General features: G+C 55.1%; 16 protein-coding genes. 8 read left to right on the plus strand and 8 right to left on the minus strand.

The window, feature by feature from the left end; all coding sequences use genetic code 11:
- Positions 1-26: 26 nt before the first annotated feature.
- Positions 27-755 carry an amino acid ABC transporter ATP-binding protein gene (locus ABID47_RS19400; RefSeq protein ID WP_354499710.1) on the minus strand — a complete coding sequence of 243 codons (729 nt, stop codon included), beginning with the start codon at positions 753-755 and terminating at the stop codon, positions 27-29.
- 555 nt (positions 756-1310) lie between these two features.
- On the opposite strand from ABID47_RS19400, the gene ABID47_RS19405 reads away from it, so the two are divergent.
- Complete coding sequence (locus ABID47_RS19405) at positions 1311-1511, plus strand: cold-shock protein (protein WP_076172675.1); 201 nt, start codon at positions 1311-1313, stop codon at positions 1509-1511.
- A gap of 156 nt (positions 1512-1667) precedes the next feature.
- Positions 1668-1901, plus strand: coding sequence for a cold-shock protein (locus ABID47_RS19410; RefSeq protein WP_076172678.1), 234 nt, complete (start codon positions 1668-1670; stop codon positions 1899-1901).
- 191 nt (positions 1902-2092) lie between these two features.
- On the opposite strand, the gene ABID47_RS19415 is transcribed toward ABID47_RS19410, so the two are convergent.
- The 3 genes from ABID47_RS19415 to ABID47_RS19425 form a co-directional block, all read right to left on the minus strand.
- Positions 2093-3136 carry an NAD(P)/FAD-dependent oxidoreductase gene (locus tag ABID47_RS19415; RefSeq protein ID WP_076172681.1) on the minus strand — a complete coding sequence of 348 codons (1044 nt, stop codon included), beginning with the start codon at positions 3134-3136 and terminating at the stop codon, positions 2093-2095.
- Between the two features lie 76 nt (positions 3137-3212).
- Positions 3213-4250: a FecCD family ABC transporter permease gene (locus ABID47_RS19420; protein ID WP_076172683.1), complete on the minus strand. Its 1038-nt coding sequence runs from the start codon at positions 4248-4250 to the stop codon at positions 3213-3215.
- A complete protein-coding gene (locus tag ABID47_RS19425) occupies positions 4250-5299 on the minus strand; it encodes a FecCD family ABC transporter permease (RefSeq protein ID WP_354499194.1) in 1050 nt (349 codons plus the stop codon). The genes ABID47_RS19420 and ABID47_RS19425 overlap by 1 nt, the downstream gene beginning before the upstream one ends.
- A 330-nt stretch (positions 5300-5629) precedes the next feature.
- Here ABID47_RS19425 and ABID47_RS19430 point away from each other — a divergent pair, with 330 nt between their 5' ends.
- Positions 5630-6646 (plus strand): ABC transporter substrate-binding protein, encoded by a 1017-nt coding sequence (locus ABID47_RS19430; RefSeq protein ID WP_354499196.1) that lies wholly within the window; start codon positions 5630-5632, stop codon positions 6644-6646.
- A 157-nt stretch (positions 6647-6803) separates the two neighbouring features.
- On the opposite strand, the gene ABID47_RS19435 is transcribed toward ABID47_RS19430, so the two are convergent.
- A complete protein-coding gene (locus ABID47_RS19435) occupies positions 6804-7505 on the minus strand; it encodes a YcnI family copper-binding membrane protein (protein WP_354499198.1) in 702 nt (233 codons plus the stop codon).
- Positions 7506-7565: 60 nt separating this feature from the next.
- Positions 7566-9233, minus strand: coding sequence for a copper resistance CopC/CopD family protein (locus tag ABID47_RS19440; protein WP_354499200.1), 1668 nt, complete (start codon positions 9231-9233; stop codon positions 7566-7568).
- 415 nt (positions 9234-9648) lie between these two features.
- Between ABID47_RS19440 and ABID47_RS19445 the strand changes: the two genes are divergently transcribed.
- The gene (locus tag ABID47_RS19445) at positions 9649-9819 is read left to right on the plus strand and encodes a hypothetical protein (RefSeq protein ID WP_163880247.1); all 171 of its coding nucleotides are present in this window, start codon (positions 9649-9651) and stop codon (positions 9817-9819) included.
- A 153-nt stretch (positions 9820-9972) separates the two neighbouring features.
- Here ABID47_RS19445 and ABID47_RS19450 read toward each other — a convergent pair whose 3' ends face one another.
- The gene (locus tag ABID47_RS19450; protein ID WP_354499202.1) at positions 9973-11856 is read right to left on the minus strand and encodes a bifunctional diguanylate cyclase/phosphohydrolase; all 1884 of its coding nucleotides are present in this window, start codon (positions 11854-11856) and stop codon (positions 9973-9975) included.
- Between the two features lie 188 nt (positions 11857-12044).
- Between ABID47_RS19450 and ABID47_RS19455 the strand changes: the two genes are divergently transcribed.
- From ABID47_RS19455 to ABID47_RS19465, 3 genes are all read left to right on the plus strand, one after another.
- Complete coding sequence (locus ABID47_RS19455; protein WP_354499204.1) at positions 12045-12416, plus strand: metal-sensitive transcriptional regulator; 372 nt, start codon at positions 12045-12047, stop codon at positions 12414-12416.
- A gap of 47 nt (positions 12417-12463) precedes the next feature.
- A complete protein-coding gene (locus tag ABID47_RS19460; protein WP_105445797.1) occupies positions 12464-12664 on the plus strand; it encodes a copper ion binding protein in 201 nt (66 codons plus the stop codon).
- Positions 12665-12849: 185 nt separating this feature from the next.
- Entirely contained in the window at positions 12850-15288 is a 2439-nt protein-coding gene (locus ABID47_RS19465; RefSeq protein ID WP_354499206.1) for a heavy metal translocating P-type ATPase, read from the plus strand.
- A 198-nt stretch (positions 15289-15486) separates the two neighbouring features.
- Here ABID47_RS19465 and ABID47_RS19470 read toward each other — a convergent pair whose 3' ends face one another.
- A complete protein-coding gene (locus tag ABID47_RS19470) occupies positions 15487-15870 on the minus strand; it encodes a MerR family transcriptional regulator (protein WP_116232919.1) in 384 nt (127 codons plus the stop codon).
- 324 nt (positions 15871-16194) lie between these two features.
- On the opposite strand from ABID47_RS19470, the gene ABID47_RS19475 reads away from it, so the two are divergent.
- Positions 16195-17235 (plus strand): NAD(P)-dependent alcohol dehydrogenase, encoded by a 1041-nt coding sequence (locus tag ABID47_RS19475; RefSeq protein ID WP_354499208.1) that lies wholly within the window; start codon positions 16195-16197, stop codon positions 17233-17235.
- Positions 17236-17303: the final 68 nt, after the last annotated feature.

Below are 17303 nucleotides of genomic sequence, written 5' to 3' on the forward strand. Positions count from 1 at the left end.
CCCCTTTCCATATGCTTCCGCTGAATTTAATGATGAATCAGCCGGCTGAGAAACGTCCGCGCGCGCTCTTCCCGCGGATGGTCAAAGAAGCTTGCCGCCGGGCCTTCCTCAATGATCTGACCGTTGTCCATAAAAACGACACGGTCGGCAACCTCGCGGGCGAATCCCATCTCATGCGTAACGATGACCATCGTCATCCCGTCGTAGGCGAGAGAGCGCATTACGTCCAGCACTTCGCCGATCATTTCGGGATCGAGAGCCGATGTGGGCTCGTCGAACAGCATGATCTTCGGATGCATGGCCAGGCCCCGGGCGATGGCGACCCGCTGCTGCTGTCCCCCCGAGAGCTGGGAAGGGTAGCTGGATGCCTTATCCGCAATGCCGACGCGGGACAGATAAGAGGTCGCACGCTCGGCCGCTTCTTCTTTGGAGAGGCCAAGCACCTTGATCGGCGCAAGCACAATGTTGTCGATCACCGTTTTATGGGGATACAGATTAAAATGCTGAAAGACGATGCCGATCTCGCGGCGGAACCGGTTAATGTCGATCTTTTTGTCATGCAGCGCCGTTCCGTTTACGTAGAGCTCGCCCGACGAGATTTTTTCCAGCCGATTGATACAGCGGAGCAGGGTGCTCTTGCCGGAACCGGACGGTCCGATAATCACGACCACTTCGCCCTCTTCGATCCGAAGGTCGATATTCTGGAGGACATGGAAGCTGCCGTAAAATTTACTGACGTTCTTGAATTCGATCAGAAATATACCTCCCTTCCTATGTAACCTTTAAGTGCGTGTTCAAAAAGTTCGGTTTTCAGCACCGAGAAGATTGAATGAAGCAAGGGACTGAGGAGCAGAGCGTACGTAGCGGGTACGTGAGCACCTGAAATGTTTCCGAAGGAAACATACTACGCAAGCATCCACTTAGGCCCGGCTGAATTCAAGATTCGATGCCGAATCAGCTTCCCGATTAAACTTCGTGATCAAAAGCGGACTTTTTGAACAACCTCTTTAAGGAGCATGTCGGCCCGACGTGCTCGTAACACTATATTGCTGTAAGCCCGATAAAATGATTAACCTGCCCAAATGCCGTCAGCTCGAAGTCATATCTTGGCATGGCATATCAACATTTCCCAAATCCTTGCATTTTGGTGATTTTCGTGGTACACTGTATTCAGTTCTAAAATTTGAAACCAATTCACATATTGAAAAGGGTATCATGTTTACGATGGAACTTTTTTCAATGTGTGAATTTTTTTTAGCATTATTTAAAAGAAGGATCATATTAAATTTCAATTTTGGAGGTACAGCCCCATGCAAACAGGTACAGTTAAATGGTTTAATGCCGATAAAGGCTTCGGATTCATCGAAGTTGAAGGCGGAAACGATGTTTTCGTACACTACAGTGCAATCACTGGCGATGGTTTCAAAACGTTGGACGAAGGACAACGCGTCCAATTCAACGTGGTTGAAGGCAACCGTGGACCACAAGCTGAGAACGTAGTGAAACTGTAACATCAACAAGCGGCTGCCCTTAACAGATTCGTTAAGGGCAGTTTTTTCATATAGACCAAGCAGGCTTGTCCAAGATCCGTTCTTGGCGGAGGTTGACTGCTGCAGGGCGTCCGTTTATACAGTTTGGTTTTATACTTCATAAAAGGGGGACTGAGCATGAACTACCGCAAAAAGTCGATGGAGGAAATACCTGAGGAAAATACAGCGATCTGGTCCTGTACGAAGGAAGGGTGCAAAGGGTGGATGCGCGATAATTTCGCCTTTGAGCATGAGCCGACCTGCAGGTTGTGTAATTCCCCGATGGTGCGGGATACGAAAATGCTTCCTGTTCTGAACAATTCGAGTGCCGATCAGAAATCGGCCAAGAAGGGCGTCAAGATCGACTCCTAAGCAATGAACCCGTGTGAAATCATAGAATAATCCGATATAAACGGCAAAAAGGTCTGCACGATCATGCAGGCCTTTTTTCTATGGGATTCAGATCGAAGTTATCCCCATTGAAGGTTCTGGTTCGGTTAATTTATCTTGTTAATGGTTCATGTCCTGAACCCTAGAGAGTCTTTCCCGGCCGGTATCCGGTGTTAGTGGTCTTCGTCGATGACGCCAAGCGCCCGGTTTTTCTCTTTGAACCGCTCATTGTGCGAAGAAACATAAGCAACCTTGGGAGCTTCGGGATCCATGTAGAGCTTGGCGCTGTTCGTGGCAAGCACAGCATCGGTGAATGTGCCTGCAATCAGTCTCACTTTGCTGCTGTAGTCCACAAAGTCTCCTGCGGCAAAAATTCCCGGCACATTCGTTTCCAGCTTGTCGCTGACGTTCGCCGTCCATTCGCCCATATCGATGCCCCAGTCGCGGATTGCCCCAAAGTTATACCGCATGCCGTGGTTGACGATGACCGCATCAACGTCCACGCGAAGGGTATCGCCGCTCTCTTCATGGCAGATCGAAACCTGGTTGATCGCGCACCCGTCGCTGCTGTGCAGCTGGCGGACGGTATAGGGAACATGGATCTGGACGGAGGACTGCTTCATGCGAACTACGTTGCGCTCGTGGCCGCCAAACTGCTCGCGCCGATGTACCACGCAGACGCTGGCTGCGATCGGCTCGAGCTCATTGGCCCAGTCCACGGCGGAATCGCCGCCGCCGGAGATGAGCACGCGCTTGCCGCGGAAGGGCTCGAGCTCCTGCACCGTATAGTGAAGGTTGCTCACTTCGAACCTGTCGGCTCCTTCGATGTCAAGCTTCGCCATCTCCAGGATGCCGTAACCGATCGCCATGATGACGGTGCGGGTCCAGTGCTTTTCTCCGGTTGAGGAAGTAAGCAGAATAGTGCCGTCTTCCAGGCGCTCCTGGCCGACGATCTGCTGGCCCAGCACGACGGTCGGATCAAAGGTCAGCGCCTGCTGCTTCAGCTGCTCAATCAGATTGCGGCATAGAATCGGTCCCGTACCGCCGACGTCCCAGATCATTTTCTCCGGATAAATCAGCATCCGTCCGCCCAGTTCGTCCTTCGCTTCGATCAGCTTGGTCTTCAGGTCGCGCATCCCGCTGTAAAAAGCCGCATACATGCCGGCAGGGCCACCCCCGATGATGGTTACGTCGTACAGCTCCAATGATTCACTCATGGTTTTCCCTCCAAGTCCATTCAGGTATGATCCGATCCAAAAGTCGGAAAATAAGATCTATATCAAGCAATGGCATTTAACTTTTCGCTCTGGCGAGCAGATACAGAAAATAAGGTGCGCCGATGACGGCGACCACGATGCCCGTCGGTACGCCGGAAGGCTGCAGAATCCAGCGGCCGATCGTGTCGGCCGCGATAACGAGCAGCGCCCCGATGAGCGCCGAGACCGGCAGCAGCATCTGATGCTTCGGACCGACGAGGCGTCTGGCCAAATGCGGACCGACGAGCCCGACGAAGGCGATCCCGCCGCTGACGGCTACGCTGGCCGCAGCAAGGGCGACGGCAGCGGCGAGCAGGCGGAACTGCTCTTTGCGTACATTTTCGCCAAGGCTGGTCGCCATCTGCTCTCCCATCTGCAGCACGTTCATCACACGTGCCCGATAAATAATGTACGGCACCAGGACGACGATCCAGGGGAGAAGGGAGAGGACAAACTTCCAGTTCGTTCCCCAGATGCTCCCCGCGAGCCATGTCGCGACGAATTGATACTGCTCGGGCTTCAGCCGGAGCGTCAGCACGATCATGGCCGCCTGAATGCCGGCGGCGACGGCGATGCCTGTCAGCATCAGCCGGATCGGGCGGATTCCCTTGTTCCGCGTGTAGGACAGGGAGTAGATCAGCGCTGCCGTCAATCCTGCGCCCACAAAAGCTAGGAGAGGGAGCAGGAACACCGGCATCGCCTGCGTCGTCGGATAGAACGACACGAGCAGCATGACCATCAGCCCCGCCCCCGAGTTAATGCCGAGGATGCCGGGGTCGGCCAGCGGATTGCGGAAAATCCCCTGCATGACCGCTCCGGACACCGCCAGTCCCGCGCCGATCAGCACCGAAATGACGATCCGCGGGAGCCGGAATTCGAAGAGAATCAGGTTCTCCTGATCCGATCCCTGCCCGAACAGCGTCCGGATCAGGTCGAGCGGGCTTAACCGTATGTAGCCGGTGTTCATGCTGATAATAAAGACCGCAACAATGAGCAGCGCGAGAATCAGCATGACGGTCATGCCGCGAAGCTTTCTCCGCTGTTCGTAAGTAGAAACCGCTTGTCGTTCGGACATTACAGATCCCCTACCTCTCTTCGTGCAAGATAGAGGAAGAACGGAACGCCGATCAGCGAGATGATCGCCCCGATCGGGGTTTCATGCGGCGGATTGATCATTCTTGCCGCCAAGTCGGCGAGGACCGCCAGCAGGCTGCCCAACACCGCCGAGCAAGGGACGATCCAGCGGTAATCGACGCCGACGAGATAGCGGGTGACATGCGGAATTATAAGCCCGATGAAGCCCACCGATCCGACCACGGCTACCGAGGAACCCGCCAGGACGAGCACGATGAGCACGGCGGCCAGCTTGATTAGGGCGGTGCGCTGCCCGAGCCCCTTGGCGACTTCATCGCCGAGACTCAGCATCGTGATCGACCGCGAAATAAGCAGCGAGCCGATCAAGGCGCCGGCGATCCATGGGAACATGATCTTGAGCTGCACCCACTTCGTGCCGGCTACGCCGCCGGCATACCAGAAGGCCAGGTCCTGGCCGATGTGAAAGTACAGCGCCACGCCTTCGCTGAGCGCGGTCAGCAGCAAGCTGAGCGCTGCACCGGCCAGAACGAGTCGTACCGGGGTAAGCCCTCCCGGAGCGAGCGATCCGACGCCGTAGACGAGTCCGGCACCGACCCCCGCGCCGAGAAAGGCGTACAGGATCAGGTACATAAAGGACAGACCGGGGAAGAAGGCAAAGCACAGCGCAAGGGCGAAGCCTGCACCCGCATTAATGCCAAGGAGTCCCGAGTCAGCGAGCGGATTGCGGGTCATCCCCTGCATCAGGGCTCCGGCTACCGCAAAGCTTGCGCCAATCATCGCGCTGGCAAGGACCCGCGGCAGGCGCAAATCCCGAATAATTTGATGATTGACCACATCCGCATGGAAATTGAACACGGCCGACCATACTTCAGACAACCGGATATTGGCCGCTCCGAAGGAGATCGATAATCCCATGCTCAGAACGAGAGCGGCAAGGCCGCCGATAAGGATCAGGCTGGCGGTCTTCGGACGGGAACGAAGGTGTTCCTTGGAGTCCGGGGTCATATTCGCTGCTGCCTGCTGATTCATATATTGTCACCTATTTCCATGAAATTGATTCTCATTCTCATTTCATTCTCAATTACTCATTTTATATGAACAGCAGGCCTCTTGGCAATGAGAAATATGAAATCGGCATAAATCTGGCACAATTGAGCGTTGGTTCTGCAATGCACTGGAAGCAGGCCATTCTCCATAAGGAAGTACGCAGGTGAAACCCTGCAGATATCGGGCAAACCTGTGGACGGTGCCGAATTCCCGGCAAGAAAATAAAGATTGACATGGGGCCAGCGAACTGATAAGTTTTCAATTGATAATGATTATCATTACTGATGAATTACATACCTATGGGGGGTTATTATGTTTACAAGGTCCAAATCATCGTTTACGGTCATGATTCTGGTGTTCATGCTATCCATGCTGGTGACGGCATGCGGCGGCAATAGCGGCGGCAGCGGGTCAGCGGCATCCGGCGGGACGGCAGCCGAAACTTCAGGCAAGGAGACAGCCGCATCGGATTCGAAGGAAACGGCGTCGGACGGAGGAACGCGTACGTACAAGACAGAAAAAGGCGACGTGGAGATTCCCGTAAAGCCGAAGCGCATCGTAACCGATTATTATGGAGGCGAGCTGCTGTCCGTCGGAGCCCCTGTGGTGGGCGCGGAACCGAGCATTTTCCAAAACCCCTTCCTGAAGGATAAGCTGAACGGAGTAGAGGATGTAGGCTATCCAATCAATACCGAGAAGGCGCTCTCGCTCAAGCCCGACCTGATCGTCGTCATGTACGACGACAATTATGAGGCGTTGTCCAAAATCGCACCGACCATCTACATTCCTTACGGCACAGCAACTAACGTTGACGATACGGTGCGCCTGTTCGGCGACATTGTCGGCGAAAAGGAAAAGGCGGAGGAATTCATCAAAGCGTTCGACGAAAAAGCAGCGGCTGCCCGTGAGAAGCTCAAAGGCGTCGTGGACGAGAACGCCACCTTCGGCATCTACGAGTTGACGGACAAGGGCGAGCTGTGGACGTTCGGCGACAATGCCGGCCGCGGCGGCCAGGTGCTGTACAATGCGCTTCAGCTGAAACGTCCTGCGAAGAACAGCAAGGAAAACCAGACGCTGCAGCTGTCCATGGAACTCCTGCCCGAGTATGCGGCGGATTACATGTTCCTGACGACCTACGATCCGGAGAAGAAGGGCGACAAGCTGAAGGAACTGAAGGCTTCCCCGGTATGGAACAGCCTGGCGGCCGCAAAGAACGACCGCATCTACTATAACGACTTTGACACGTTCTACCGCTATGATCCGATTGCTATTATGGGCCAAATCGATTTGTTCGTGGATATGATCCTCGAACACAGTGGTAAGAAATAGGAATTAGCATATAGGGTACCCAGGCGGCAACGCTTGATACCCGCCTGCCGGTAACGAAAAAGAAGCTGCTCCGCTTTGATGCGGGGCAGCTTCTTTTTACATCACTTTGTTAAGCTGTCTGGGACAGTTTCTCTGATCAGCTGTTTTTACCGGTCGTTTATTGCCGTCTTTTCGTAAACGAAGTGATCAAGGACACGATGGACAGCAGCAGGGCGGCAATCGAAGCGACCAGTGTCGCGGTCTGAACGCCGCTGCTTCCGGAATCCGCTGCGGTCGGGGCAGGAGTCGATGCGGCAGCCTGGTCCTGAGCGGATGTGTCGGTCTCGGCTCCGTTATCCGTGGAGGCTGTGTCGTCATGGCCGTGATCGGCAGGCTCCGTGGATTCCGTGGTGGTGATTTTGGTGATGGAGTGCGGCGAATCCGCGCCTTCGTCACCCGTCCATTCCACGATGCTGCCGTCTTTGTAATATTGGTAGGCGTCCCAGGCGACATCGGCATCCTGGTCCGGGTTCTGCGCAACGAAGTTAAACTGCTGGAATTCTCCGGCATTAATGCCGGCCCCGGTAGCGCTCCACGTAATGGTTTTGATTTTACCTGAGGCATCCTTTTCGGTCGTGACTTTCCACTCCGGCACCGGCTGGTACTGTTTAAGGTCCACGTTCTCCGGCACTTTTAACGTTACCTTGGTAGTGGCGACTTCTTTCTCAGACGGAATCTTGATCGTGTACGTTTCCCAGGCTCCCGGAGCCGATGTGGCCGGCTTGACCGTCACATGGGCGCTGGCGATGCCGGAAAACAGAAGCAGGCCGGCGGCTGCCGTGATCAAGAACGGGATGCGTTTGCTCAACAATTTTTTCATGCTCAATACCCCTTTATATTGTATTTGGTGATGAGGCCGATATCATTTGCCCTGCGTGTTTCAACTGCTTCCGACGGTAATCTGGAAGTCGGTATCCCAGGCGTCGAGGGACTCGGTCAAAATATGGACATGGACGTTCCAGCGGCCTGCCATGCTGATCAGGTCCTGGGCTTTATACGTCTTGTCGGCGCCGGGAATCTCGATTTCGTATTTGCCCATCTCCATGTCCAGCGAGGTCAGCGTCAGCTTGATCTGCTGAATGCCCTGCACCGGCTTGCCGCTGGCATCCTTCACACCTACCTCGAAGGTATTCTCGCCTGCGATATTCGGGCTGATCTGCAGCGTGACGACGGTGCGGTTATCCAGCGTCTGCTGCACATTCACCGGCCCCGGATTGGAGGATGCCGGGGGCAGGTTCGAGAGGGCGGCGGCGAGCACGAGGGCTGCGATGCCGGCCGCGAACTCGATCCATACGCCGGCGCCGAGCGGCTTGCTGCGGCGCTGCCCACGGATAAGGTGCACGGCAGCGAAGCCGAGCATCACCAGCAGCAGCACGCATTTCAGCAGCAGGATGCGTCCGTAGGCGGTGTGAAGGAGCGAATACCAGGTCGGTACATACGTCAGCGAGGCGTACACGCCGCTGATCAGCACAGCCGCCACCAAGGTGGTGCCCCATAGAGAGAAGCGCTCGATGACCGCGAAGTAACTCTTTTTACGAAGATCCGGTTCGTCTGGCAGCGATGCCTCCCTGGGCAGAATCAAGCCGAGTGCGAGCAGGCAGCCGAGCCAGATGGAAACTGACACGAGATGAAGGAAATCCATAAATACCGGCATCCATATCGACTCGGCCGAAGCGGCGTGCCCAATGAATGCCTTGGACAGCAGCAGCCCCACGCCGGTGAGCAGCGTGCCCGCATACAACGCACGGAGCCCTTTTTGCTCGGTGCTCTGGGTTGCGGCATAGAGCAGTGCGCCCAGGAAGAGTACAAGGATCACCTGCACCAGCCAAATATGGCCGAAGCTCGTAATGCGCAGCATTTTGCCGAGGAGCTCTGCGTTCCATACCTCGCTCCAGCCGACTCCGGCTTCGATCGCCGTTTGCATCGGCAGGCTCAGGAGCACACCGAGGATCAGAGCGGCATAGGATATGCCCAGAAGCTTACGGCTCCGAGGAGATAACTCCGGATGCCGGGATCCTCCGCCCGCAGGCAGCAAATATAGATAAAAGCATAAAACGCCAAGCAGAAAAGCCAAGCTTACATAAAAGACCCAGCGGATCAGGATTAGATCGGCGCCCGGCGTATAACCAGCGTACACAATGTGGCTGGCCGTATTCTGGCTGCCTGTGCCGATTTGGAACGGAAATGTTCCGTTCACCGGATGGCCGTCGCCGGACACAGCTTTCCACTGAACTGTATAAATGCCGTCCGGAAGACCGGTCTTCAGGTCCACTTCCAGGACGGCCGGCTGTCCGGCCGGAACTCTGCTGTTGCCCTGGTTAACCTCTGCTCCGGACGAATCCATCACGATGATGGAGTGAAAGGCCGGCTGCAGCGCCTCGTTGAACTGAAGCGTCACTTTGGCTGGCGCCTGCGTCATCACCTCATTATCGGACGGGCTGGACTTGGTCAGATAGGCATGGGCCGAACTGGCGGCAGGATGAATGAGCACTCCGATGAAGATCACCAGCATCCACACCCATAGCGGTTTCATATTACGTTTGAACATATCAAGGATTCACCTACTTTGAATTCGGTGCCGTTACCGCCGCTTGCGGCCGGCACATTGGTAATTGTATAGCCGTCGTTCCGAGATGAAAATGACCCTAATGGGCTATAGCCGACCACAGGATTCATCGATTTCGTGAACTTTAGCCATGAAGCTGGATGGATCTAGGCGATTCTTCTTTTTCGGAAGCTAAATTTTTCCATGAAATGGGATATTTGGCGGCTGACTTGCCGGATACCGGAGGATACGGCAGGATTTCTCCGGCTGGGGGCTCTGAGCCCCGGTCATCGCGGTTCAGCCCGCGAGGGCCGGGATCAGCCATTTTCAGCACATTTTCAATAAGTTTCAGGTCTCGATATAATAAAAAGGGAGTTCCCAATGAACGAAAAAATTGAAATCAGGAGTGATGTTATTCATGAGTTTGGCTGTATTGGAACGTCGGAGTGAGCTGCTGAAGAAACGGATTCAACAATTGATCATCAAGGATAACCAGTACGGAATCAGCCGTCAACAGAACATGTTCCTGCAGCACATGATTAAGGAATTACACCAAACATCATACGAGTTAAACACGGAGCGCGGGTAAGCCGGCTGGGCTGATCCGGACGGACAGAAAAAGGGTACCCGCAAGGGTATCTTTTTAGATTAAGAAAGCAATTAAATCAAGTTGAAGAAACCCGGATCATGCTTGCAGACATGCGCCGGGTTTTTCGTTCATATAAATAGAATACGTGTGAATTCAAGGCGTTGTAGGCGAACCCGCATAGAGAAGTTTCACATCCGCAGCAGGGAGGGCTTTGCCCTTCTGTCTGGCTTCGATATACCGGATGAACAGCTCGGTCAGGTCCGGGTCAAACTGGGTTCCGGCACAGGCGCGCAGCTCGCGGATTGCATCTTCGACCGATTTGGTGTTCTGGTATGGGCGCTCCGAGGTCATGGCGTCAAAGGAATCGATCACGGTGAGCATCCGGCACAGCAGCGGGATTTCCTCCCTCTGATACCCGTGCGGATACCCCTTGCCGTCGTACCGTTCATGATGCAGCTCGATATAAGGCACCAGCGCTTTGAATGGCTCCTGAATGAGCGCGATTTCCTTGCCCCAAACGACATGCTTTTTCACCGTTTCCCATTCCGAAGGGCTCAGCTTGCCCTGCTTCCGGATAATGTCGCGCGGTATTTCGAGCTTGCCGATATCGTGGATGAGTGCCCCGAGCACGAACTGCTTCCGGCTGACCGGGTCCAGCCCGAGTACTTTGCTCATATCCATGGCGTAGCGAAACACCCGCTTGGAATGCTTGAACGTATCGATATCCTTGTACAGAAACAGGCTGAGCAGCTGCTCGATGTTTTTGACGTCCTGGGCGATGTCCTGCTCATCCTGAACTGGCTGGGATTCCCCGAAGATTTGTACGGTGTTTTTACCCTGTTTTTTGGCACCGTAGAGGGCCTGGTCCGCCTGATCCACCAATAGCGATTTGTCGTGAATGTCGGGCTTGTATCCGGAAATGCCGGCTGAGAAGGACAAGCATCCATGCGGAAAAATTTCTACGCCTTCGTAAGGGGTATCGTTGATCCGTTTGCGCAGACGGTTGATAAACTCGAGGGCTTGCTGCGTATCGTAACCGGGCATCAGCAGGGAAAACTCCTCGCCGCCGTACCGGGAAGCGGAAATGCCGGCCGTTTCCGATTCCTCTTTTAAAATTTGGCCCATGAGGCCCAGCAGCCGGTCGCCCTTCAGATGACCGAAGTGGTCGTTGTACTTTTTGAAATCGTCGATATCGACCATGGCCAGGGACAGCGGCTTGCCGGTATTTCTCGCCTGCTGCAGCTGCACGTCGAGAATTTGCTCGAAGTAGGTGTGATTGTACAATCCCGTCCGCTGATCCGTATTGGCGCGCTCCTGCACCTGCTGATACATGCCGAACTGCATCCGGAACAGGTGGGACAGCAGCAGGCTGATGCCGAGAAACAGCCCCAGTCCCGTCACGCCGTTATGAACGACCATGATCGTGAGCACGAGAGAGAGGATCAGGATGCATAAGTAGACAAGCATGGATTCCCGCAGCAATCCCTTCAGCAGGGCGTACAGGTTGTCCCGGTTGCGGTACATCAAGCAGTAGTACAAGCTGATACATATCAGATTCAGTATAAAATAAGCAACGAGGGCGCCGAAGTATGCCGGCAAATGGACGTTCTGAAGGTAGCCCTGACGGCCGCCCATCAGATGAAACATGCCGCCTGCACCGGAAATCATGATGGAATAGATGGAGAAGTTGAGAAGGTGCTTCCACCATGCCAATTTCCGTTCGATGCAGGCGAAGATGACCGCGCTGACCAGCAGCATGACCAGAGAAGCCGCGCTCCCATAAGTAAAGATGCACGCCAGATACACGACCGAGTCCATCGACTGCTTGCTCCCGTCCGGGGGAACTTGGAAGGTATACATATACAGGACCAGTGACGCGGCAAGCATGGAGCCGAGAAGAATCCAGTCCGCCGAAGTATATGCGAGGGACAGGCTGCGCATGTTGAGCAGGAACAGAAGGGTGCCAAGCAGGCAGAACACCGTCGTGCCGACCAACCCGGGAATTTGCTGCTGCGTAATAAGACGTTTTTTGAACATAAGATTTATCTCCCTGCAGCAAAAAAATGGATATTTGAATCTGATGTTTATTTCGCCTTGTTAAATCTTAATTCCTTTAATTTTCAAGGCGGAATGGAAAACGAATCATCATCTGACGGTTCTGTGCTTACATACTATTGGGGGGTATCGTATAATGATGGTATCAAAGTGGCATAGGAGGTGTCCTTATGGCGAAGGTCGAAATGAAGGTCGAAGGAGTGACGGGTGATGCCCTGCTCTCCGCAGCCGGTCCTGACAGTTCCTGCGAAGGGGGATGCAGCGAGCGGCACAGCCACCATTCGGAACAAACCAAGAGCAATTTGATTACCCGTTTGAACCGGATTGAAGGACAGATCCGCGGCGTGAAAGGCCTGATCGAGAAGGATACCTATTGCGATGATGTGCTGAACCAGATCGCGGCGATCCAATCGGCCCTGAACGGCGTAGGCAAGCTGCTCCTGGAGGGTCATATGAAGAGCTGCGTGGTCGAGCGGATCGAAGCCGGGGATCATGAAGTGATTGACGAACTGCTGGTTACGGTGAAGAAATTGATGAAATAATACCTGCATGAGAAGCAGGGATTATCCAACTTAAGGAGGAATATATGATGAAACAGGTTACGCTTAACGTTGAAGGCATGTCGTGCAACCATTGCGTCAATGCGGTAGAAGGTGCGGTGAAAAATGCCGGCGCCGCAGGCAAGGTTGACTTGCCGTCCAATACGGTGACTGTGGACTACGACGAGAACAAAGTAAGCCTGGACACCATTAAGGCAGCGATTGAGGATCAAGGCTATGATGTTGTTTAAACATTAGATCAGGCGGATGTTACGCTTCTAATACGAGTTTCAGAAGATGGCGGAGGCGAGGATGTCCTCTGCTTATACCAGGCAGCGATGCGAATTTACGTGATTTGCGGGCGCTGCCTTTTTTGACTCTAGTTTATACCCCGCTGGGGTATGCCATAGACTTGGGGAAAGGAGAGGACGCGGCTATGGAACAGCATACGCCGGATCAATCGGAGAAGCATACGACCCTGCCCATTACGGGAATGACCTGTGCGGCCTGCGCAGCCCGGATCGAGAAGGGGCTAGGCCGGATGGAGGGCGTCAGCCGGGCGAACGTGAACCTGGCATTGGAGAAGGCCTCCGTCACCTATGATCCGAAGCAGACAAATCTGAAGCAGCTGGAAGACAAAATCGTATCGCTCGGTTACGGCACGATGAAGGAAACGATGGATTTTGACATTACGGGAATGACCTGCGCGGCCTGCGCGATCCGGATCGAGAAGGGGCTCAGCCGGCTGTCCGGCGTGACGGAGGCGAATGTCAATTTGGCGCTGGAAACGGCCCGGGTGGAATATATGCCGGGGACGGTAACCGTGCAGGACATGATGCATAAAGTGGAGCAGCTCGGGTACAAGGCGATTCCGAAGCAGGAAGCCAAGGATACCGCCGAGCTCCGCCGTCAGGAGATCCAGCACAAACGATGGAAATGGATGATGTCAGCCATTCTCTCCCTGCCGCTTCTATGGGCGATGGTTGGCCACTTTTCCTTTACGGCATGGATCCCGGTGCCTTCGCTGTTCATGAACCCTTGGTTCCAGCTGATTGTGGCTACGCCGGTACAGTTCATCATCGGCGGGCAGTTCTACGTCGGCGCCTATAAAGCGCTGCGCAATTGGAGCGCCAACATGGACGTGCTGGTCGCTCTGGGTACATCGGCCGCTTATTTTTACAGTCTGTATCTGACGATTGCCTCCGCCGCGATGGGAATGAACCATTCGGTGGAAATGTATTATGAGACGAGCAGCATTCTGATCACGCTGATTCTGGTGGGCAAGTGGTTTGAGGCGCTTGCCAAAGGCCGGTCCTCGGAGGCGATCAAAAGCTTGATGGGGCTGCAGGCCAAAACGGCGCTCGTTCTGAGGGACGGGAAGGAGGTCAGCATCCCGGTCGCGGACGTGGCCGCCGGCGATACCGTGATCGTCCGTCCCGGGGAGAAGATCCCGGTGGACGGGCGTGTACTCGAAGGATCGTCCTCTGTAGATGAGTCGATGCTGACCGGCGAAAGCCTCCCGGTCGAGAAACGGACCGGGGACAACGTCGTGGGCGCCACGCTGAACAAGAACGGCGTGCTGCGCATCCGGGCGACGAAGGTCGGCAGCGAGACGGCGCTGGCCCAGATCATCAAGGTGGTGGAGGAGGCGCAGGGCTCCAAGGCACCGATCCAGCGGATCGCCGACGTCATTTCCGGCATTTTCGTGCCGATCGTGGTCGGCATAGCAATTGTAACCGGGCTGGCCTGGTACTTCCTTGTGGACCCGGGCCACTTTGCCCCTGCCTTGGAGAAGGCCATCGCGGTGCTCGTCATCGCCTGCCCGTGCGCGCTCGGACTGGCGACGCCGACCTCCATCATGGCCGGCTCCGGCAGGGCCGCGGAGTTCGGCATCCTGTTTAAGGGCGGGGAGCATCTGGAGTCAGCGCAGGACGTCCAGGTGGTGGTGCTGGACAAAACCGGCACCGTGACGAGCGGCAAGCCGCAGCTGACGGACGTGGTACCCGCGCCGCTCATGACCGAGCAGTCGCTGCTGCGGATGACTGCCGCGGTCGAGAAGCATTCCGAGCATCCGCTGGCGGAAGCCATCGTGACGGGCGCGCAGGAGCGGAGCAAAGGGCTGCCGCTGCCGGAAGCGAAGGATTTTGCCAATCTGCCGGGCTACGGCGTCTCCGCTCGGGTCGACGGCCGCTTCGTGCTGATCGGCACCCGGAAGCTGATGGCCGAACGAGGAGTAGCGCTGGACAGCGCCATTCCGGTCATGAATCGGCTGGAGGAGGCCGGGAAGACGGCGATGCTGGTGGCGGTGGACGGCAGATATGCCGGGCTCGTAGCTGTCGCCGATACGATCAAGGAGACGTCGCGCGAGGCGGTGTCCCGCCTGCAGGAGATGGGCATCGACGTCGTCATGATCACCGGCGACAACGAGCGGACGGCGCAGGCGATTGCGGCCCAGGCCGGTATCCGCCGCGTGCTGGCGGAGGTGCTGCCGGAAGGCAAGGCCGAGGAAGTGAAGAAGCTGCAGCAGGCCGGCCGCAAGGTCGCGATGGTCGGGGACGGCATCAACGACGCCCCGGCCCTGGCCACAGCCGATATCGGCATGGCGATCGGCACAGGGACGGACGTGGCGATGGAGGCCGCCGACGTCACCTTGATGAGGGGCGACCTGAACGCCATCGCCGACGCGATTCTGATGAGCCGCCGGACGATGGGCAACATCAAGCAGAACCTATTCTGGGCGCTCGCCTACAACACGGTCGGTATCCCGATTGCCGCAGCGGGTTTCCTGGCGCCATGGCTGGCCGGCGCCGCGATGGCGTTCAGCTCCGTGTCGGTCGTGCTGAACGCGCTGCGCCTGCAGCGGGTGAAACTGTGACTCTGCCGCCGATTAGACTTAAACGGCAGCGGTGGCAAGGGTTATGCCGGCCGCTAGTTTAACTGCATATGCCGCATATCAAATACGCCCAAGGGAACCGGATGAACGCCGGCCCCTTGGGCTTTTTGCGTGTAAATCATCTCTCCCCCGTCTCTCCTGAGAACAGGACTGATGCCTGGCAATATGGCCCCGGGTCGGTCAAATTTTAATGTCCGCATGATTCCTTTGAGCTTCGAGCACGTCGTACAGTGCCAATTTATAATTGATTTTATCCAAATTGCGGTAGAGATCGGCTATTTTGTTTTCAATATCTTTTTTATGCTGGAGCATCATCGCTTTACGTTCCGAAATGGTGAAATCGCCCGCTTGATACAACTGGACATATCTCTGTATCTGCACAATTGGCATGCCCGTTGCCCGAAGTGCGGTAATGAAATGGACCCATTCCAGGTCCTCATCATCGTATTGGCGTTTTCCGTTCTCATCGCGTTTGACATGAGGGAGCAAGCCTTCATTTTCATAGTACCGGAGCGTGGAAGCCGATATTCCGGTCATCTGCGTGACCTCTTTTATACTGTTCATGGATACACCCCTCTGTATTTTTTATTAAAGTTAACTTTAGCATAAGTGATGTTCGGAAGTAACTGAAATGAGCGGCTGGATGGATCGAATGCCGATGGGACAGGCAGCAGATGTTGGAGAAAACGGAACACAATATGAAAAACTGAGGATATTGAGCGAAATCTGCGTAAAGAACTCAGAAATAGGAAGTGTTTATGCCAAAGAACCGTGGTCTCTGAAGTGATGGAAAAATACCCTTGACTTAAAGTGAACTTTAAGATTTATGCTAAACATGCAATCCAATAAGGCAATCCAATTCCATGAGTAAAGGAGTAGTGACAAGACATGTGTAAAACACGCGTGCTCAGCACCCCAGGCGCAAAAAAGCCTTTTGAAAAAACAACGATTGAGCGGAGAGAGCTGCGGCCGGACGACGTTTTAATCGATATTCATTACAGCGGGATTTGCCATTCGGATATACATAGTGCCTACGATGAGTGGGGCGGGGGGATATTCCCTATGGTTCCCGGTCATGAAATTGCCGGCATCGTAGCGGCCGTAGGCTCGGAAGTAACCCGATTTGCGGTAGGTGACCGCGTTGGCGTGGGCTGCTTTGTAGACTCGTGCGGAGCGTGCGAATACTGCCTCATGGGGGAAGAACAGTATTGCACGAAGGGCGTCGTTCAGACCTATAATTCGCTGGATTATGACGGCAATCCGACCTATGGCGGGTACAGCCAAAAGATCGTCGTTACGGAAAGATTCGTAGTCCGGATCCCGGAAGGTCTGGAGTTGAGCGAGGCAAGCCCGCTGCTCTGCGCCGGCATCACCACCTATTCCCCATTGAAGCATTGGAACGCTGGTCCCGGCAAAAAAGTAGCCATTGTGGGGATGGGCGGACTCGGCCACCTGGCGATCCAATATGCGCATGCCATGGGTGCGGAAGTCACGGTTTTTAGCCGCTCCATGGGTAAAAAAGACGAAGCCCGGAGCTTCGGCGCAGACGATTACTTTTCCACCAGCGATCCGGATACGTTCAAAACGCTGGCCGGCCGTTTCGATCTCATCCTGAACACAGTATCCGCGAATCTTGACGTTGACGCGTATCTATCACTCCTTCGCGTCGACGGTACGCTTGTGAATGTCGGTGCACCGGGCACGCCGGATCAGTACAACGTGTTCTCCTTAATTATGGGCCGCCGCAGCATTGCCGGATCGCTCGTAGGCGGCATTCGGGAAACGCAGGAGATGCTTGAATTCTCAGCGGAGCACGGCATTGCCCCTAAAATTGAGGTGATCCGCGCCGACCAGGTCGACGAGGCTTATGAACGCGTCCTTCGCAGCGACGTGCGGTACCGGTTCGTCATTGATATGGCTACACTGTAATGAAGCCATATTTCGATGTGGAACTCGCTCAACAGATAACGGATCGCCATGTGCTTCATGGACAGATC

It is taken from the genome of Paenibacillus favisporus, from assembly GCF_040545415.1.
Classification (GTDB): domain Bacteria; phylum Bacillota; class Bacilli; order Paenibacillales; family Paenibacillaceae; genus Paenibacillus_AQ; species Paenibacillus_AQ favisporus.